Source organism: Aestuariicoccus sp. MJ-SS9, from assembly GCF_032586235.1.
GTDB lineage: Bacteria > Pseudomonadota > Alphaproteobacteria > Rhodobacterales > Rhodobacteraceae > Aestuariicoccus.
The window spans coordinates 45,047-63,743 of sequence record NZ_JAWHTD010000003.1; the positions used below are offsets into that span (position 1 = coordinate 45,047).

20 protein-coding genes are annotated in these 18,697 nt (G+C 65.9%); 10 read left to right on the forward strand and 10 right to left on the reverse strand.

The window, feature by feature from the left end; translation table 11 throughout:
• Nucleotides 1–13: 13 nt before the first annotated feature.
• The 6 genes from RXV88_RS03230 to RXV88_RS03255 form a co-directional block, all read right to left on the reverse strand.
• On the reverse strand, nt 14–772 hold the full coding sequence (locus RXV88_RS03230) for an SDR family NAD(P)-dependent oxidoreductase (protein WP_316290660.1): 759 nt from the start codon (nt 770–772) through the stop codon (nt 14–16).
• Between the two features lie 132 nt (nt 773–904).
• Nucleotides 905–1,330 (reverse strand): VOC family protein, encoded by a 426-nt coding sequence (locus RXV88_RS03235; RefSeq protein WP_316290661.1) that lies wholly within the window; start codon nt 1,328–1,330, stop codon nt 905–907.
• 12 nt (nt 1,331–1,342) lie between these two features.
• Entirely contained in the window at nt 1,343–2,338 is a 996-nt protein-coding gene (locus RXV88_RS03240; protein WP_316290662.1) for an ester cyclase, read from the reverse strand.
• A 79-nt stretch (nt 2,339–2,417) separates the two neighbouring features.
• Entirely contained in the window at nt 2,418–3,743 is a 1,326-nt protein-coding gene (gene hisD, locus RXV88_RS03245; RefSeq protein ID WP_316290663.1) for a histidinol dehydrogenase, read from the reverse strand.
• A 279-nt stretch (nt 3,744–4,022) separates the two neighbouring features.
• Nucleotides 4,023–4,763, reverse strand: coding sequence for an alpha/beta hydrolase (locus RXV88_RS03250; protein WP_316290664.1), 741 nt, complete (start codon nt 4,761–4,763; stop codon nt 4,023–4,025).
• 78 nt (nt 4,764–4,841) lie between these two features.
• Nucleotides 4,842–6,086: an MFS transporter gene (locus RXV88_RS03255; RefSeq protein ID WP_410468790.1), complete on the reverse strand. Its 1,245-nt coding sequence runs from the start codon at nt 6,084–6,086 to the stop codon at nt 4,842–4,844.
• 140 nt (nt 6,087–6,226) lie between these two features.
• Between RXV88_RS03255 and thrS the strand changes: the two genes are divergently transcribed.
• The 5 genes from thrS (at nt 6,227) to RXV88_RS03280 (ending at nt 11,074) form a co-directional block, all read left to right on the forward strand.
• The gene (gene thrS / locus RXV88_RS03260) at nt 6,227–8,173 is read left to right on the forward strand and encodes a threonine--tRNA ligase (RefSeq protein WP_316290665.1); all 1,947 of its coding nucleotides are present in this window, start codon (nt 6,227–6,229) and stop codon (nt 8,171–8,173) included.
• Between the two features lie 367 nt (nt 8,174–8,540).
• Complete coding sequence (locus RXV88_RS03265) at nt 8,541–8,843, forward strand: DUF2282 domain-containing protein (RefSeq protein WP_316290666.1); 303 nt, start codon at nt 8,541–8,543, stop codon at nt 8,841–8,843.
• 70 nt (nt 8,844–8,913) lie between these two features.
• Complete coding sequence (locus RXV88_RS03270; RefSeq protein ID WP_316290667.1) at nt 8,914–9,762, forward strand: DUF692 domain-containing protein; 849 nt, start codon at nt 8,914–8,916, stop codon at nt 9,760–9,762.
• Nucleotides 9,759–10,505, forward strand: coding sequence for a DNA-binding domain-containing protein (locus tag RXV88_RS03275; RefSeq protein WP_316290668.1), 747 nt, complete (start codon nt 9,759–9,761; stop codon nt 10,503–10,505). The genes RXV88_RS03270 and RXV88_RS03275 overlap by 4 nt, the downstream gene beginning before the upstream one ends.
• A complete protein-coding gene (locus RXV88_RS03280) occupies nt 10,505–11,074 on the forward strand; it encodes a DoxX family membrane protein (protein WP_316290669.1) in 570 nt (189 codons plus the stop codon). Before RXV88_RS03275 ends, RXV88_RS03280 begins: the two co-directional genes overlap by 1 nt.
• Nucleotides 11,075–11,078: 4 nt before the next feature.
• Here RXV88_RS03280 and RXV88_RS03285 read toward each other — a convergent pair whose 3' ends face one another.
• Together RXV88_RS03285 and RXV88_RS03290 are read right to left on the reverse strand one after the other, a co-directional pair.
• Nucleotides 11,079–11,447 carry a hypothetical protein gene (locus RXV88_RS03285; RefSeq protein WP_316290670.1) on the reverse strand — a complete coding sequence of 123 codons (369 nt, stop codon included), beginning with the start codon at nt 11,445–11,447 and terminating at the stop codon, nt 11,079–11,081.
• Entirely contained in the window at nt 11,440–11,763 is a 324-nt protein-coding gene (locus tag RXV88_RS03290) for an ArsC/Spx/MgsR family protein (protein ID WP_316290671.1), read from the reverse strand. The genes RXV88_RS03285 and RXV88_RS03290 overlap by 8 nt, the downstream gene beginning before the upstream one ends.
• A gap of 223 nt (nt 11,764–11,986) precedes the next feature.
• On the opposite strand from RXV88_RS03290, the gene RXV88_RS03295 reads away from it, so the two are divergent.
• On the forward strand, nt 11,987–12,193 hold the full coding sequence (locus RXV88_RS03295; RefSeq protein WP_316290672.1) for a cold-shock protein: 207 nt from the start codon (nt 11,987–11,989) through the stop codon (nt 12,191–12,193).
• Between the two features lie 12 nt (nt 12,194–12,205).
• Here RXV88_RS03295 and RXV88_RS03300 read toward each other — a convergent pair whose 3' ends face one another.
• Entirely contained in the window at nt 12,206–13,111 is a 906-nt protein-coding gene (locus tag RXV88_RS03300) for a LysR family transcriptional regulator (RefSeq protein ID WP_316290673.1), read from the reverse strand.
• Nucleotides 13,112–13,209: 98 nt separating this feature from the next.
• Here RXV88_RS03300 and metF point away from each other — a divergent pair, with 98 nt between their 5' ends.
• Nucleotides 13,210–14,076 (forward strand): methylenetetrahydrofolate reductase [NAD(P)H], encoded by an 867-nt coding sequence (metF, locus tag RXV88_RS03305; RefSeq protein ID WP_316290674.1) that lies wholly within the window; start codon nt 13,210–13,212, stop codon nt 14,074–14,076.
• Nucleotides 14,077–14,157: 81 nt separating this feature from the next.
• Here metF and bhcR read toward each other — a convergent pair whose 3' ends face one another.
• Nucleotides 14,158–15,027 carry an HTH-type transcriptional regulator BhcR gene (gene bhcR, locus RXV88_RS03310; protein ID WP_316290675.1) on the reverse strand — a complete coding sequence of 290 codons (870 nt, stop codon included), beginning with the start codon at nt 15,025–15,027 and terminating at the stop codon, nt 14,158–14,160.
• Between the two features lie 160 nt (nt 15,028–15,187).
• Here bhcR and bhcA point away from each other — a divergent pair, with 160 nt between their 5' ends.
• From bhcA to bhcC, 3 genes are all read left to right on the forward strand, one after another.
• The gene (gene bhcA, locus RXV88_RS03315; RefSeq protein WP_316290676.1) at nt 15,188–16,378 is read left to right on the forward strand and encodes an L-aspartate--glyoxylate aminotransferase BhcA; all 1,191 of its coding nucleotides are present in this window, start codon (nt 15,188–15,190) and stop codon (nt 16,376–16,378) included.
• Nucleotides 16,375–17,337 carry a beta-hydroxyaspartate dehydratase BhcB gene (gene bhcB, locus RXV88_RS03320; protein ID WP_316290677.1) on the forward strand — a complete coding sequence of 321 codons (963 nt, stop codon included), beginning with the start codon at nt 16,375–16,377 and terminating at the stop codon, nt 17,335–17,337. The genes bhcA and bhcB overlap by 4 nt, the downstream gene beginning before the upstream one ends.
• Nucleotides 17,338–17,442: 105 nt before the next feature.
• Entirely contained in the window at nt 17,443–18,606 is a 1,164-nt protein-coding gene (bhcC, locus tag RXV88_RS03325; RefSeq protein WP_316290678.1) for a 3-hydroxy-D-aspartate aldolase BhcC, read from the forward strand.
• The last annotated feature ends 91 nt before the right edge of the window (nt 18,607–18,697 follow it).

The following is an 18,697-nucleotide window of genomic DNA, read 5'->3' on the forward strand; positions in this document are numbered from 1 at the left end:
GTCACGTCCCCGGTCATTCCGCCGTCCATCCCCCGTCCACGAGGATCGACGTGCCCGTCACCAGCGCCGAGGCGTCGGACGCGAGGAACACGCAGGCCCCCATGATGTCCTCAACCTCGCCCACGCGGCCCAGCTTGATCTTGCTTTCGATCCAGGCGCGCTTTTCCGGGTCCTCGAAGGTCGGCCGCGTGAGGTCCGTCAGGATGAAGGTCGGGCAGACGGTGTTGACCCGGATGCCGGACGGCCCCCATTCGATGGCCATCGCCTTGGTCATCCCCTCGACCGCATGTTTCGAGGCGCAATAGACGGCCCGGTCCGGCCCGCCCACATGACCCATCTGGCTCGAGATCTGGATAATGCTGCCGCCGCGTCCGACCATCCCGCGCGCCACCTCCTGCGCCAGAAAATAAGCGGCGCGCACGTTGATCCGCATCACCGCGTCGTAATCCTCTGGCCGGGTATCCAGCGCGGGGCTGTGCCGCGCCAGCCCCGCCGAATTGATCAGGATGTCGAACGGCGGCGCCTTGCCCAGGAAATCGCGCAAAGCCGCGTGATCCGTGATGTCGAGCGCCCTGCCCGCCGCCGCCCAGCCTTCCGCGCGCATGGCGGCGGCGGCAGTCTCGACCGCCTCGGCACCGCGGGCCACCACCGTAACCTCCGCACCGGCCTCGGCCATGGCCACGGCGCAGCCCAACCCGATCCCGCGCGACCCGCCCGCCACCAGCGCCCGCTTGCCGTCAAGGCGGAAGGAGGGGGTTCTGGGCAGGGTCATGACGGGGGCTCCGGTCAAAGAGAGTCGGGTATTGAATACGTGTGCAAACGCTACGCCGCCCGTGTCGATCTGTCCACCCCCGGCCTGAAATGACGCGCCCGTTTAGCGTCCACCTGCGCCCGGCATTCGGGCTCAGTATCCGCTCCAGCGAAACGCCCCATCCGGGCCGAGACTTGAAAACGGGTTCCAGGCCACTTCCCAGATATGCCCCTCGGGATCGGCGAAATAACCGATGTGCCCGCCCCAGAACACGTCATGCGCCGGTTGCAAGACCTGCGCACCCGCCGCCTCCGCCTGCGCCAGCAGCTCCGCAACCTCGGTCTTGTCGCGCACGTTGTAGGCATAGGTCGCCGCCCCGCGCCCCAGACCATCCTCCGGCAGGCCCATGTCCCGCGCCAGATCGGCCAGCGGATAAAGCCCCAGCGCCTGGCCGATCAGATCGAAGACGACGATCCCCTCCGGCGTTTCGACGCGCCGCCAGCCCAGTGCCTCGTAAAACGCGGCGAGCCGGGTGATATCCCGTGCGCCGAGCGTGATAAGGCTGATGCGTTGCTCCATTGTGCGCTCCGGTCAGGGTCGGATGGCGGCCAGCTCGCGCATCCGGGCCAGGACATCCACGCCGATCTGCGCGTACATGTCCAGCAGATCCACCAGCACCCAGTTCTCGCGGATCAACCCGCCCTCAAGCCGCCAGAAATCGAGGCTGCGCATTGTGACACGTTTGCCCATGGGCGGAATGCCCAGCCAGCCGTCGGCACTGATCGTCTGGATCATGTTGGGCCAGCCGGTGACCCCGACATAATCGCCCTCGGCCATGAAATGATAGGTGATATCGCCCACAAATTGCCCGCGATCGGGCATGCCCTTCAGAAACGGGATCTGGTGGTGACGGCGGAACCCCTCTATCCCGCGGCCGCTGCCGATGCCCGCGGGGCCATACCACATCATCTTTGGATGCCAGTAGCGCTCCATCTCCATCACCTCCGGCCCGCCCTCGGACGGATGCCGCTTGAGCGCGGTCAGCATATCGACGACATGCCGCCGCGCCGCCCCCGAGCGCGCGCCGTCATGCGGCCCCAGCCCGTCGCTGCTCTGCGGCCCCGGCACGTGCAGGAACCGCCCCAGCTGCGGCGCCATCGGCCAGACACCCGCCTGCATCATCATCTCGGGCAGATCCCAGAGCGCCTGCATTTCGACGCAAACGCCCTCCTCGATCCGGTAGAACTCGTGAAACCGCAGATGCGCGATCTGTCCGGTGGCAGGCATCCCCAGCCAGGGCCGCGCCCAGGTCCCGCAATAGTAACCGCCCGACCCGACCCAAAGCGCCCCCGCATCGTCGCGCCCGGCGATGTGGATGTATTCAACCCGCTCCAGATCCGGCAGCGCGCCGGCCAGCGGCGCCATCGCCGCCTCCCACCAGGCATCCGCCCCGCGCAGGTCGCCGAACGGATGACACATCCGGAAAAGCGCCCCCTCCGCCACCTTCGACAACGCGGCCCGGCCCGCCTCGGCCCCCTCGCGCATCGCGCCGAAAAACGGCGCCATCACCGCATGCCCGTCACGCATTCCCACCGCTCCTGCCTTCACTGATCCAAAAATATCCCGGGGAGCGCGAGGGGCTGGCCCCTCGCTCCCGCCCTGGACGCTACTCCGCCGGCTCCCGGTAAGGCGCGCCTTCGCCATAAGGCACGTTGATCCCGCCATAGCGCCGCACCCGGACGTTGCATTGCTCGGCGTGCCCCACAAACCCCTCCAGCATACAAAGACGCGAGCCGTATTCGCCCACCAGCGTCGCCGCCTCGTCGGTCAGGATCTTCTGGTAGGAATGGGTCTTGAGAAACTTGCCGACCCAGAGCCCGCCGGTATACCGCCCGGCCTTCTTCGTGGGCAGCGTATGGTTCGTGCCGATCACCTTGTCGCCATTGCTGACATTCGTCCGCGGCCCCAGGAACAGCGCCCCGTAACAGGTCATATGCTCCAGATACCAATCGTCCCGGTCGGTCATCACCTGCACATGCTCCGAGGCGATGTCGTTGGCCACCGCCAGCATCTCGTCATGCCCGTCGCACAGGATCACCTCGCCGTAATCCCGCCAACTGACCGAGGCGGTGTCGGCGGTGGGCAGGATCTTCAGCAGACGGTCGATCTCGCCCAGCGTCCCCTCGGCCAGCGCGCGGGAATTCGTCACCAGAACGGCGGGCGAATTGTAGCCATGCTCGGCCTGGCCCAGCAGGTCGGTGGCACACAGCTCGGCATCCACCGTGTCGTCTGCGATCACCATCGTCTCGGTCGGCCCGGCGAATAGGTCGATGCCCACCCGCCCGAAAAGCTGCCGCTTGGCCTCGGCCACAAAGGCGTTGCCGGGTCCCACCAGCATATGCACCGGATCGATCGTCTCGGTGCCGATCGCCATGGCGCCCACGGCCTGAATACCGCCCAGCACATAGATCTCATGCGCCCCGCCCAGATGCATCGCCGCGATCACCGCCGGGTTCGGCTTGCCCTGCCAGGGCGGCGTACAGGCGACGATGCGCGGCACCCCGGCCACACTGGCCGTGGCCACCGACATATGCGCCGAGGCCACCATCGGGAACTTGCCGCCGGGCACATAGCAGCCCACCGATTGCACGGGGATGTTCTTGTGACCCAGGATCACGCCAGGCAGCGTTTCGACCTCGATATCCAGCATCGAGTCGCGCTGCGCCTGGGCGAAATTGCGCACCTGCTCCTGCGCAAAGCGGATGTCCGCCAGCTCGCGGTCGCTGAGCTCGGCCATCAACGCGTCGATATCCCCCTGCGAGAGCCGGAAGTTCTCGGGCGTATAGCCGTCGAATTTCGCCGCCAGCTCGCGCACCGCCGCATCGCCGCGCGCCTCGATATCGGCCAGCGTCTGCTCGACGACCAGACGCGTCTTCGCATCGTCCTCGGCGCGCTCGGTCTCCGGCTTGCCGCGTTTCAGCCACTCGGCCATGACATCTCTCCCATCTTACGAGTCTCCGTCAGGATAGCCGATCCGCGCACGTTTGCAAACGTATGCAACGCCGCCCGCAGAATTGCCCGATAAGCGATAATTCAAGCGCCGACGCGGCCCACTGGCGACCCCGTGTCCGCTAACCGCGCGCCAGTCCCAACCCAAAGTCCCGCCGCCCTGCTTTCACTGATCCCCAAATATCCCGGGGAGCGCGAGGGGCTGGCCCCTCGCTCCCGCAATCGGCCGCACGCGACCCGCCCCGCCAGCAGCGTCCCGGCGTCAGCCCGCAACCTCGGCGATGGCCCTTTCGATCAACGCCAGGCATTCGGGCTCGGAAAAGCGATGGTCCGCACCCTTGACCAGCGTCAGCCGGACGTCCGGGCTGTCGATATGGTCCAGCAGCGCAAGCGCGGTGTCGCGCCGCACCGACCCATCCTCGGTCCCCTGCAAGAGCCGGACCGGGTAATCCATCCGCAGCGGCGTCCGCAGCACCAGGTTCTCACGGCCGTCCTCGATCAGCTTGCGCGTGACGATATAGGGATCGCCGTATTCCGACGGCAGCGCGACCTGCCCGTCACGCGCCAGCGCCGTGCGCTCGTCCGCGTCGAACCCGGCCCAGAATGCATCCTCGGTGAAATCGGGCGCCGCGGCGATGCCGACAAAGCCCACGACCCGGCGCAGCGGCCGGGTCAGCAGGCAGCCGATCCATCCGCCCATGGACGAGCCCACCAGCACCACCGGCCCCGAGGTCGCCGCCTCGATCACCGCTTGCGCATCCTCCGCCCATTCGCCGATACAGCCGTCCTCGAACACCCCGCCCGACCGGCCGTGGCCGGAATAGTCGAGCCTGAGATAGGCGCGTCCCTCCGCGCGGGCCCAGGCCTCCAGATGGACGGCCTTGGTGCCCTCCATGTCGGACTTGTAGCCCGACAGGAACACCACGCAAGGCCCCGCGCCCTCGGTATAGGCATAGGCCAGACGCCGCCCGCCGGGGCCATCGAGATAAGAGATGTCTGTCATCGCCGGCTCCTTCGCTTGCCGCCACCATAGCGTGTCGCCCGCGCGCGCCAAGCCGAAACCGGGCCGGTCACGGGCCGCTCAGCGCTCGACCTCGTTCAGCCCCAGCGCCAGCAGCCCGCCCAGAACGCTCAGCACCGCAAAGCCGCCCAGCGCGGCCAGTGGCCCGGCCATGGCCAGCGCCCCGCCCAAGACGCCCGTGACCAGCAGCAGCGCCCCGATGGCGGTGTTGGCGATGGCGGCATAGCTGGCGCGCGCGTCGCCGGGCGACATGTCCACCAGATAGACCGACCGGCCCTGCCGGACCCCGTGATAGGCGATCATCAGCGTGAACACGATGGCCGGGGTGACCAGCGGCAGCCGCGTCCAGCCCGCAAGGTCCGCCACGACCGCCGCCGCCATCGCAGCCCCTCCGGCCAACCCAGACAGCACCAGCACCCGGCGCGACGACCTGTCCGCCAGCCGCCCCCAGACATAAGAGCTCAGGAAAGACGCGGCGGCCGAGGCCAGCACCAGCGCGCCCAGCGCCTGCAACGCCGGTTGCCCGTCCCCCAGCAGCACCAGGTATGGCGGCGCCAGGGCCGTCACCGTCAGCGCCCCCCGCACCAGGATGAAATGCCGGAACTGCGGGTCGTTCCGCAAAGGCGAAAGGTCCAGCGCGCGCGGCTGCCGCGCCTCCGAAGGCTCCTCCTCCAGGGTCGAGAAAAGTGCTGCCGCCGCAAGCCACTGCAACGCCGCCAGCCCGACGGCGACGACAAGCGGGGTCTTGTCCTGCAAAAGCCCCGACATCAGCAGACCGGCAAAGACGATCACCGCCGACGACGAAACCGTGCCCGCCACGCCGGACACCGCGCCGCGGCGCGTCTTGGCCACGGTCTTGCCCAGCACGTCCTTGTAGCTGACCGACGCGCAGGCCCGCGACACCGCCAGCACCGCCAAGGCGGCACAAAGCGCGAGCCCCGCCGCCCAGCCCGTCATCGTCAGCGCGATCAGGCAGATGGCCGCCGCGGCGATCCCCTGCCCCAGCGACCCGATCACCCAGGCCCATTTGCGGTACGCCATCGACTGCACCCAGCCCGCCAGCAGCATCTGCGGCAAGAGCGCCCCCGCCTCGCGGATCGGCACCAGAAGCCCGGTCAGACCGGCCGGCGCGCCCAGCGCGCCCGACAGCCAGCTCAGCACCAGCTTGGGGTCGATCAGACCGTCGGCCACCTTGGTCATCGACAGGCTGACCATGTGGCGCAGCCCGTTGCGCGCCTCGCGGCCCGAGGCCTCGCCCGCGCTGTCGCCGGTCAGCTTGCCATAAAGCTCGTTTCCATCGGCCAAATCCGTCTCACCCCGCAGTCATCAACGCCTCCGAACGCCCCAGCTTGACACAAGGTTCCGGTCCCGCCAAAAGGCAAACCACACATATAACCCGCAACCGGGCGTTCCGTGGGCGCCGAACCGACGAGGAGCATGGGCAGATGACCCAGATTTCCCTGACTTTTCCCGATGGCAATGCGCGCGATTACGACAAGGGCGTGACCCCTGCCGACGTCGCCGCGTCGATCTCAAAGTCCCTGTCGAAAAAGGCCATCTCGGCCTCGGTCGACGGCGAGCATTGGGATCTGCAATGGCCGATCGAACATGACGCGCAAATTGCCATTCACACGCTGCAGGACGACGCCCATGCGCTCGAACTGATCCGGCACGACTTTGCCCATGTCATGGCCCGCGCCGTGCAGGCGATCTGGCCCGACACCAAGGTCACCATCGGCCCGGTGACGGATAACGGCTGGTTCTACGATTTCGACCGGGCCGAGCCCTTCACGCCCGAAGACCTCGGGCAGATCGAGGCGGAGATGAAAAAGATCATCGCCGCCCGCGACGAGGTGCGTACCGAGATCTGGGAGCGTGACCGCGCCCGGGCCTTCTATGAACAGAACGGCGAGCCCTACAAGGTCGAGCTGGTCGACCGCATCCCCGAGGATGCGCCGATCCGCATGTACTGGCACGGCGACTGGCAGGACCTCTGCAAGGGTCCGCATCTGCAAAACACCGGACAACTGCCCGCCGACGCCTTCAAGCTGATGGGCGTGTCCGGGGCCTATTGGTTCGGCGACGTGAACCGCCCGATGCTGCAACGCGTGCAGGGCGTGGCCTTCAAGAACCGCGACGATCTGAAGAAATACCTCAACTTCCTCGAGGAAGCGGCCAAGCGCGATCACCGCAAGCTGGGCCGCGAGATGGACCTTTTCCACATGCAGGAAGAGGCCCCCGGCCAGGTCTTCTGGCATCCCAACGGCTGGACCGTCTACACCACGCTGCAGGATTACATGCGCCGCCAGCAGCGCCGCGGCGGCTATGTCGAGGTGAACACGCCCCAGGTGGTGGACCGCAAGCTGTGGGAGGCCTCGGGCCACTGGGAGAAGTACCAAGAGCATATGTTCATCGTCGAGGTGGACGAGGAACACGCCCGTGAAAAGGCTGTCAACGCGCTCAAACCGATGAATTGCCCCTGCCACGTGCAAATTTTTAATCAAGGTTTAAAGTCTTACCGCGATCTTCCTCTCAGGATGGCCGAATTCGGATCGTGCAACAGATATGAACCATCCGGCGCTTTGCACGGTATAATGCGTGTCCGCGGCTTCACGCAGGACGATGGACACATCTTTTGCAGAGAGGACCAGATCGAAGATGAAACAAATCGCTTTATCGACTTCCTCAGCGGCATCTATCGCGACCTCGGGTTCGAAAGCTTCAAGGTCAAGTTCTCGGACCGCCCCGAAACCCGCTCTGGCAGCGACGAGGTTTGGGACAAGGCCGAAACCGCCCTCAAATCCGCGACGATTGCCGCAGGTTGCGAGTTCGAGCTGAACCCGGGCGAAGGGGCGTTCTACGGCCCCAAGCTGGAATTCGTGCTGACCGACGCGATCGGGCGCGACTGGCAATGCGGCACGCTGCAGGTGGATTTCGTGCTGCCCGAACGGCTGGACGCGACTTATGTGGGCGCGGACGGGGCGAAACACCGCCCCGTCATGCTGCACCGCGCCACGCTGGGCAGTTTCGAGCGCTTCATCGGCATCCTGATCGAAGAACACTCGGGCAAGCTGCCGTTTTGGATCGCGCCGCGTCAGGTGGTGGTGGCCACCATCGTATCCGAGGCCGACGATTACGCCCGCGAGGTGGTCGAGGCCCTGCGCGCCGCCGGCGTGCGGGCCGAGGCGGACCTGCGCAACGAAAAGATCAACTACAAGGTCCGCGAACATTCGGTTGGCAAGGTGCCGGTGATCCTGGCGCTCGGGCACCGCGAGGTCGAGGAACGCACGGTCACGCTGCGGCGGCTTGGCGAAAAGCAGACCAGCGTGCTGTCGCTCGACGACGTGGTTGCGTCGTTGGGCCAGGAAGCGACCCCGCCGGATCTCGTCTGAAACAGGGGCATATCTGAGAACCGACAACGGCGCGCCCACCCGGCGCGCCGTTTTTCATGGGCAACGGAATGTTACAACCGCTCCCGAGGCTGCAGGATTCTGTCCTCTGCACCGCGGAAAGTGTAACATTCCACCGCTGGAAGGCTGTGTTTGCCGCAACGCAGAACCACAGGATGTTTCGCAACCTCCTGATTTCAAATCGATTCAGGCGTTTGCACTGCTGACACGGATCGCACGAACGCTGACGCACGCGTGACACACGCGCCCGTGACTGGCCCGAAGCCGCTTCGCGGTGCAAGCTTTGATCACCGCAGGGTTGAACGGCCCTGTCGCAACGAAAAACCCAACGTCTGAAGAGGAAACCCCGATGTCCACCATGAAAACCGTTGCCATCGTCGGCGCCGTCGCCGCGTCGCTCGTCGCCCACACCTCCACCGCCACGGCGCAAGCCAAGGAAAAGTGCTATGGTGTCAGCATGGCCGGCAAGAACGATTGCGCCGCTGGCCCCGGCACCACCTGCGCCGGCACGTCGACCGTCGATTACCAGGGCAACGCCTGGACGCTGGTCGATTCCGGCACCTGCACCGAGATCGAGCTGCCGGCGATGGCCGACGGATCGCCCCGGATGGGCAGCCTCGAAGCGCTCGAGCGCGACCTGCCGCAAGGCTGAGGCCGCGCCAGACCCGAAAAACCGGAAAGGTGGGCCCCGGCCCGCCTTTCCAAACACATGAAGGCCCGCGATGTTCGACCAAACCAATGCCCTGCCCCCCGCCCCCGGCGTCGGTTACAAACCGCAGCATTTCAGCGACATCCTCGACGATGCCGCCCCGGTGCAATGGCTGGAGATCCACGCCGAGAACTACATGGGCGACGGCGGCCGCCCGCTGGCGCAGCTGCGCGCACTGTCGGAACGCTTTGCCATTTCCGTTCACGGCGTCGGCCTGTCGATCGGCGGCGAGGGCCGGCTTGACCGCGAGCATCTGGCCCGGCTGAAGCATCTCTGCGGCTGGCTCAACCCGGCGAGCTTTTCCGAACATCTGGCCTGGTCCACCCATGACAGCCATTTCCTGAACGACCTGCTGCCCCTGCCCTACACCGACGCCACTCTGCAACGCGTCGCCGATCATATCGACGAGGTGCAAGAGGTGCTGGGCCGCCGGATGCTGCTGGAGAACCCCTCGAGCTATCTGGCCTTTGCCGAATCGACCTGGTCCGAGACCGACTTTCTAAGGGAACTGGCGCGGCGCACCGGCTGCGGTCTGCTGCTGGACGTCAACAACGTCTTCGTGTCGGCCACCAATCTGGGCTATTCGCCGCAAGGCTATATCGACGCCTATCCCGCCGATCTTGTGGGGGAAATTCATCTCGGCGGCCATGACGAGGATCACGACGACCACGGCAGCCCACTGCTGATCGACAGCCACGGGCGCGAGGTGGCCGATCCAGTCTGGGCGCTGCTCGATTACACGCTCGAACAGACCGGGCCGCGCCCGCTGCTGATCGAGTGGGACACCGACGTGCCCGACTGGCCCACGCTCGCCGCCGAGGCAAGGCGCGCCGAGACCGCGCTGAACCGGGTGACCGCATGACCGACCAGACCGCCTTTCGCGCCGCGCTGCTGGACGCGGCCCGGCCGGTGCCCGAGGGGCTGACCGATGGCGCGGGCCGCCCCGCCGGGCGGCGCTATGCGGTCTATCGCAACAACGTCGCCGTGTCGCTGCGCGAGGCGCTGGCCACCGGCTTTCCCGCCGTCGAAAAGCTGATCGGACCCGAGAATTTCGCCAATCTGGCCGGGCTCTACCTGCGCAACGCGCCGCCGGTGTCGCCGCTGATGATGCACTATGGCGAAGGCTTCGGCGATTTCATCGCCGATTTCCAGCCGCTGGCGCATATCGGCTATCTGGCCGACGTGGCACGGCTGGAGATGGCGCTGCGCCGATCCTATCACGCCGCCGACGCCGCACCCGCGGATGCCGCCATCCTTGCCGACCTGACCGAGCCGCAGCTTATGGCAGCGCGCCTGACGCTGGCGCCTTGGGTCGAGGTGCTGCGCTCGCCCTGGCCGGTCGTGTCGGTCTACGCCTTCACGCTGCAGCCCGGCGCGCCGAAACCCCAGGCGGTGGCCGAGGACGCGCTGATCCTGCGGCCCGAGTTCGACCCCGCGCCGCATGTCCTGCCCCAGGGCGGGGCGGATTTCATCGAAGCGCTGCAACGGGGCGAGACCTTCGGTGCGGCGCTGACAGCGGCAGGCGAGGGCTTTGACCTCGCCCAGACGCTCAACCTGATCCTCGCCAATGGCGCCGTGACAGACATCATCCCGGGAGACACCTGATGGACCGCCTGATCGACCTGCATAACGGAATTTTCGACCAAGTGGCCAAGCTTGACGGGCTGATCCCGCTGCTGGCCCGGCTGGTCTTCGCCGGAACGCTGCTGGGCTATTTCTGGGCCTCTGGGATGACCAAGCTCGGCGATGGATTTTTCGGGTTTCTTGCCCTCTCCACCGGGGCCTATGCGCAGATCTTCCCGCGCCAGATGGAGGCGGTGCTTTACGACACCTCCCAGCTGGGCGTCTTTCACTGGGCCGTCGTCACGGCGGGCACCTGGGCCGAATTCATCCTGCCGCTGCTGATCGTGCTCGGGCTGCTGACACGGTTGGCGTCGCTCGGCATGATCGGTTTTGTCATCGTGCAGAGCCTGACCGACCTTTACGGCCACGGTGGCATTCAGCACCCCGAAACGCTGGGCGCGTGGTTCGACAAGGTGCCCGACAGCGCGATCCTCGATCAGCGCGCATTCTGGGTGCTGGTGCTGGCCATCCTTGTGATCAAGGGCGCGGGCGCACTGTCGCTCGACCGCATTCTGGGGCGGCAGGTTCTGGGCCAGACCGCCCCGGTCTGAGGCCTCAGAAATGCGCCTTGGGCTCGTCCGGCTTTCCGGCGGCCAGCGCCACGATCCCGCCCAGCCCGGCAAAGACGATGGGGAACATCGTGAAGACGTTGAAGCCGAAGGCGAAATACATGCCCCCGGCGGACAGGATCAGCAGGATGCCCCCCCACAGCGCTCGCGCCTTTGCCATGGCCCCGCCCGCAATCGCCAGCACCGGCGACAGGATCGAGGCGACGCGTACCGCCTGGGGGTCGTCGAACATGCCGAAAAGCTCTTCGACCTCTGTGACGTTGCGGGCAAGCTCGGTGTAACCGTAGCCGAAGAAGCCGACGATCATCCCGATCACGCCGGCGATGATGCCAAGGGTCAGCGCCGCGTTACGCATCGCTCACCCCCAGCGCGGCCTGCGTTTTCGCATCCCAGCCCAGATAAATCCGGTCGCTGTCCCGGATCAGCGGGCGCTTCATCAGCGTGGGATAGGCCGCCAGCAATTCCATCGGCGCGCGGGTCTTTTCGTCATCCGACAGCCCGCGCCACGTGGTCGAGCGGGTGTTGAGCAGCATCGGCCCGAACCGCGCAGAGGCGGCGCTCATGATTTCGGGCGGGACACCGTCGTCGCGCACGTCGACAAATTGCGCCTGCGGAAGCGCACGGCGGGCCTTCTTGCAGGTGTCGCAGCTCTTCAAACCATAGAGGATCATGGGCACTCCTTTCGCTTCGTGCTCAAATAATCGCCAAATTCGCCGATTGCGAGAGGTGCCGCTTGCTTTTTGCGCCGGTCGTGCAATCCTGACTTGCGTGACCTTCGACATTTCAGATCCGGCCCGGCCCTTTTCGACCGCCAGCCCGCCCTGAACGCCGAAAGTGACGGGGCGCCGCCCTGGCGGTGTCAGGACGCAAGACACGAAAAGGAGCACGGGGACTATGCCGACAGGCACCGTGAAATGGTTCAACACCACCAAAGGCTATGGCTTCATCGCGCCGGAAGACGGCGGCAAGGATGTGTTCGTTCATATCTCGGCCGTGGAACGCTCGGGCATGACCGGACTGGCCGACAATCAGAAAGTCAGCTTCGAGTTGCAAGAGGGGCGTGACGGCCGAATGATGGCGTCCGATCTCAAGGCACTTTAGAAAACGGGGCGCTCAGGCCGATTGCAGCTTGCGCGCCTCCTGCCCGGCAAGGCGGATCAGCTCCGTCACAAAGGGCTTTTCCAGATCCTCCGTCCGCGTCGCCGCATAAAGGCGGCGCGTAAGCCCCTTTGCCGTCAAAGGCCGGGTGACATAGTCGGAACTGTACTTGACCTCGCGCACGACCCAGTCGGGCAAGACTGACACGCCGCGGTTCGAGGCCACCAGAAGCAGGATCACCGCCGTCAGCTCGACCTGACGAATCGCGGCAGGTTCGACCTTGGCCGGGGTCAGAAGCTGGCTGAAGACATCCAGCCGCGAGCGTTCCACCGGATAGGTGATCAGCGTCTCGCCCCGGAAATCGGCCGCCTCGACATAGGGTTTCGCCGCCAGCGGATGGCTGGCAGAGGCCACAAAGACCGGCGCATAATCGAAAAGATGGGTGAAGGTGACGCCGGGGATATCCTCGGGGTCGGAGGAGACCACGAGGTCGACCTCTTCCTTGACCAGCGCGGGCAGCGCGTCGAAGGCGAGGCCCGGGCGAATGTCCACATCCACATCGGGCCAGCTTTTGCGGAAGGCCTCGAGCACCGGAAACAGCCATTCGAAACAGGCGTGGCATTCGATGGCGATATGCATCCGTCCGCTCGAGCCCTCGCGCAGACCTTCGAATTCGGCCTGCAAGGCCTCGACCTGCGGCAGCACCTGTTCGGCCAGGCGTAGCAGGCGCATTCCCGCAGCAGACAGCCGCATCGGCTTTGACCGGCGCACGAACAATTCCACGCCAGCCTGATCCTCTAGCCCCTTGATCTGGTGGCTGAGCGCGGATTGGGTGATGTTGAGCTGCTCGGCCGCGCGGGCCACTCCGCCCGCATCGTGGATCGCCTTGATCGTGCGGAGATGACGGAATTCGATGTGCATACTACGGTCGGGCTCATGTTGTTGATGAGAATTATGAGTTTGTCTCACATTGGACTTCGTGAGACAAGCAGGCAAACCACATCACAGGATTGCGCTTCATGGCACGCCCCGACATCTCGTTTGAGTTTTTCCCGCCTAAGAACATCGAAGCGACGTTTCGGCTTTGGGACACGGTTCAGGTTCTGGCGCCGCTGGCGCCGCGCTTTGTGTCGGTGACCTATGGCGCCGGTGGGACGACGCGGGATCTGACGCGAGAGGTGGTCGCGACGCTGAACAAGCATTCGGGCCTGCGCACCGCGGCGCATCTGACATGTGTCGAGGCGACGCGCGAGGAAACGCTGAAGATCGCGCAGGATTTCGCAGCCGCCGGCGTGCGGGACATCGTGGCGCTGCGGGGCGATCCGCCGAAAGGGGCCGACGGCTTCACCCCGCATCCCGACGGTTTTGCCAGCAGCGTCGATCTGATCGAGGCGCTGAGCGACGCGGGCGATTTCAACATCCGCGTGGGCGCCTACCCGGATGTCCATCCCGAGGCGCGCGACATGGCGGCGGATGTGGAATACCTCAAGCGCAAGTTCGATGCGGGCGCGTCCGAGGCGCTGACCCAGTTCTTTTTCGAGGCCGAGACTTTTTTCCGGTTCCGCGACGCCTGCGAAAAGGCCGGGATCGACAAGCCGATCGTGCCGGGGATCCTGCCGATCGAGAACTGGAAAGGCGCGCGGCGTTTTGCGCAGGGCTGCGGGGCCACGATCCCCGCCTGGGTCGCGGACGCCTTCGAGAAGGCCGAGCGCGACGGGCGCGAGGATCTGCTGGCCACGGCGATCTGTACCGAGCTCTGTTCGGACCTGATCGACGGCGGGGTCGACAGCCTGCATTTCTACACGCTCAACCGACCCGAACTGACGCGCGACGTCTGCTTCGCGCTTGGCGTCACGCCTGAGGTCCGGCTGGAGAAGGTGGCCTGATCCGAGTCTGATCCAAAGGCGCGCTGACGCGCACAGTCTTGATTGCGTTCAGGCCACGCGGGCCTTGAGGGGCGCTGCCCCTCAAACTCCCCGGGATATTTCCGGATCGGTGAAAGCAGGGGGTGTGCCGCCTATGGCGATGGTCAGGCTTTCTGCGGCGGCGGCGACCTTTGCGCCGAACGCCGGGATCGCCGCATCGGGGATGCGGGCCGCGGGGCCCGAGATCGAGAGGCCTGCCACCGCCTCGCCGTGCATGTCGAAGACCGAGGCCGCGATGCATCGCATGCCGAGGTTCTTTTCCTCGTAGTCGATGGCGTAGCCGCGCGCCCGGGCGGCGGCCAGATCGGCGAACAGCCGGTCGCGGTCTGTCAGCGTGTGCTCGGTGAACCGCTCGAGCCCGTGGCGGCCGGCGACGGCGGCGACCTCGGGTTCGGTCATCTGCGCCAGCAGCGCCTTGCCGATGCCCGACGCGTGCATGGGCGACATCGTGCCCGGCGGAAAGAAGGCCCGGATCGAGGCGTGGGTTTCGACCTGGCTGATGAAGAGCACCTTGCCGTCGCGCGCGACGCCGAGGTTGGCGGTTTCGCCGGTCTGGCCCATCAGATGGCGCAGAACCGGGCGCGCGCGCTCGACCAGCGAGGTGCGGCGGAGGAATTGCGAGCCGATCCGGAACGCGCCCGCGCCGATGTCCCAGGTCTGTGCGGTGGCGTCGAAATCGACGATACCGCGCGCCTCGAGCGTGTAGAGCACGCGGTAGACGCTGGCCGGGGGCTGGCCGAGGTCCGCAGCCAGATCGCTGAGCGTCGCGCCGCCCAGCTCGCTCAGCCGCTCGAGCACCTGCATGGCGCGGTCGAGCGACTTGATCGTGTTCTGATCGGAGGTGTCGCCCCAGGCGCGCGGACGGCCCCGCGCCCGGCGCCCGGGGGGCGATTCTTGTGGTTGTTCAGCCATGCCGCTTCCTTTTCGAAAAATTTTTCCGCATCGTGAAAAACTCAAGTATCTGATGATATTGAATTTTTATCAGTAGCCTATTTCTGGAAAAACATTTCAAAAAAATTGCCCGGGCGTCAAGCGCTCTGTAGAACCGCTCGCAGAGTGAGGAGACACGCCGATGAGCATCCAGAACCCCGTTTTCATCCCCGGGCCGACCAATATCCCCGAGGCGATCCGCAAGGCCTGCGACATGCCGACGATCGACCACCGGTCGCCGCTGTTCGCCACGATCCTGCATCCCGCGCTGGACGGCGTGCGGCAGGTTCTGCGTCAGACACGGGGCGAGACCTTTATCTTTCCCGCGTCGGGCACCGGCGGCTGGGAGACGGCCATCAGCAACACGCTGAACCCGGGCGACGGCGTGCTGGCGGCGCGCAACGGGATGTTCAGCCACAAGTGGATCGACATGTGCCAGCGCTTTGGGCTGGACGTCACGCAGGTGGACGTGCCCTGGGGCGAGGGTCTGCCGGTCGCGCGGTTCGAAGAGATCCTGCGCGCCGACACCGCCGGCAAGATCAAGGCGGTTCTGGCCACCCATAACGAAACCGCGACCGGCGTCGTGTCGGACATCGCCGGGCTGCGCCGGGCGATGGATGCGGCGGGGCATGGCGCGCTCTTGCTGGTCGACGGGGTGAGCTCGATCGGATCGATGGACTTCCGGTTCGACGATTGGGGGGTCGATGTGGCCGTGACCGGTTCGCAGAAGGGCTTTATGCTGCCTGCCGGCCTGGCCATCGTGGGCTTCAGCGAAAAGGCGGTTGCGGCGTCCAAGGCCAACACCCTGCCCCGCACCTTCTGGAGCATCGACGACATGCGCAACGGCTATGCCGCGAATGCCTATCCCTACACGCCGTCGGTCGGGTTGATGAACGGGCTGAAGCTGGCCACCGAAATGCTGCTGGACGAGGGGTTGGAGAACGTCTTTGCCCGCCATGCCCGCATCGCCGACGGTGTTCGCGCGGCCACTTTCGCCTGGGGCATGACCCCCTGCGCGGTGTCGCCGGACCTCTATTCCAACACGGTCACGGCGATCCGCACGCCCGAAGGCTTCAACGCGTCGGACGTCGTCAGCCACGCAGCGACAGCCTATGGCATGGCCTTCGGCACCGGGCTGGGCGACGTGGCGGGCAAGGTGTTCCGCATCGGCCACCTGGGCATGCTGACGGATGCGATGGCGCTGTCGGGCATTGCCACGGCGGAAATGGTCATGGCCGATCTCGGCCTGCCGATCACGCTGGGCAGCGGCGTCGCGGCCGCGCAGGAAGTCTATCGTCAAGGCAACGCAAACGCACGGATGGCAGCACAATGAAGGACGTGACAACCCAGATCCCCACCTATGAGGACATGCTGGCCGCCCACGAGCGGATCAAGCCCTATATTCACCGGACGCCGGTTCTGACGTCGTCCTTCCTGAACGAGCTGACCGGGGCCGAGCTGTTCTTCAAATGCGAGAACTTCCAGAAGGCCGGGGCCTTCAAGGTGCGCGGCGCGTCGAACGCGGTGTTCGGCCTCTCGGACGAGATGGCGAAGAAGGGCGTGGCGACCCATTCCTCGGGCAACCACGCGCTGTCGCTGAGCTATGCGGCGGGGCGCCGGGGCATCCCGTGCAACGTGGTCATGCCGCGCACGGCGCCGCAGGCCAAGAAGGACGCGGTGCGCGGCTATGGCGGGATCATCACCGAATGCGAGCCCTCGACCTCGAGCCGCGAGGCGGTGTTTGCCGAGGTGCAGGAGCGGACGGGCGCGGAATTCGTGCATCCCTACAACGATCCGCGTGTCATCGCGGGCCAGGGGACGTGCTCGAAGGAGCTGATGGAGCAGACCGACGGGCTGGATGCGGTGATCGCGCCGATCGGCGGTGGCGGGATGGTGTCGGGCACCTGCCTTACGCTGTCGACGCTGGCCCCGGAGGTGAAGATCTATGCCGCCGAGCCGGAACAGGCCGACGACGCCTACCGCAGCTTCAAGGCCGGGCATATCATCGCCGACGACGCGCCGGTCACCATCGCCGACGGGTTGAAAGTGCCGCTGAAAGAGAACACCTGGCATTTTGTGTCGAATTACGTAACCGATATTCTGACCACGTCGGAAGACGAGATCGTCGATGCGATGAAGCTGACCTGGAAGCGTATGAAGATCGTTATGGAGGCCAGCTGCGCGCCGCCGCTGGCGGCGATCCTCAAGAACCCGGAGGTGTTCCGCGGCAAGCGTGTCGGCGTGATCATCACCGGCGGCAATGTCGATCTGGACAATCTGCCCTGGGTGTGACGCCCGGACGAACGGTGCGCGGGAACCGCGCACCCTACACGACACGCCAACATCCGTAGGGTGCGCGGTTTCCGCGCACCGCAAGCAAGACTTGGGAGCGAAACGATGAAAGACATGACCAATTACGACGACCTGGAAGTCGGCTATGACGTCCCTGCCCTGCCCGGGATGGACGAGGCCGAGATCCAGACGCCCTGCCTCGTGCTGGACCTCGATGCGCTGGAGCGCAACGTCAAGAAGATGGGCGATTACGCCAAGGCACATGGGATGCGGCACCGCGTCCACGGCAAGATGCACAAATCGGTCGACGTGGCCAAGCTGCAGATCGAGCTGGGCGGGGCCTGCGGCGTCTGCTGCCAGAAGGTCAGCGAGGCCGAAGTTTTTGCCCGCGGCGGCATCAAGGACGTGCTGGTCTCCAACCAGGTGCGCGAGCCCGCCAAGATCGACCGGCTGGCCCGCATGCCCAAGCTGGGCGCGCGCACGATCTGCTGCGTGGACGATGTGGCCAATGTCGCCGATCTTTCGGCGGCGGCGCAAAAGCACGGCACCGAGATCGAGTGCCTTGTTGAGATCGACTGCGGCGCGGGGCGCTGCGGCGTGACAACCACGCCAGCGGTGATCGAGATCGCCAAGGCCATCGACGCGGCCCCGGGGCTCAAGTTCGCCGGCATCCAGGCCTATCAGGGCGCGATGCAGCACATGGACAGCTACGAGGATCGCAAGGCCAAGGTCGATATCGCCATCGGCATGGTGCGCGACGCGGTGGACGGGCTCAAGGCCGAGGGCATCGAGTGCGACATCGTCGGTGGCGGCGGCACGGGGTCGTATTACTTTGAATCGAACTCGGGCGTGTACAACGAGCTTCAGTGCGGCTCTTACGCCTTCATGGACGCCGATTACGGCCGTATCCTCGACAAGGACGGCAAGCGCATCGACCAGGGCGAATGGGAGAACGCGCTGTTCCTCCTGACCTCGGTGATGAGCCACGCCAAGGCCGACAAGGCCATCGTGGACGCCGGGCTGAAGGCGCAGTCGGTGGACAGCGGCCTGCCGTTCATCTTCGGCCGGGACGACGTTGAATACGTCAAATGCTCGGACGAGCATGGCGTGGTCGCGGACCCCAAGGGTGCGTTGAAGGTCAATGACAAGCTCAAGCTGGTGCCGGGGCATTGCGACCCGACCTGTAACGTTCACGACTGGTATGTCGGTGTGCGCGGCGGCAAGGTCGAGACGCTCTGGCCGGTGTCGGCGCGCGGCAAGGCCTATTGATCCGGGTTTCGGACCGGCTGACGCCGGTCCGACCCGCGGGGGCTTTGCCCCCGCACCCCCAGAGTATTTCGACCAAGAAGAAGCAGGGGCC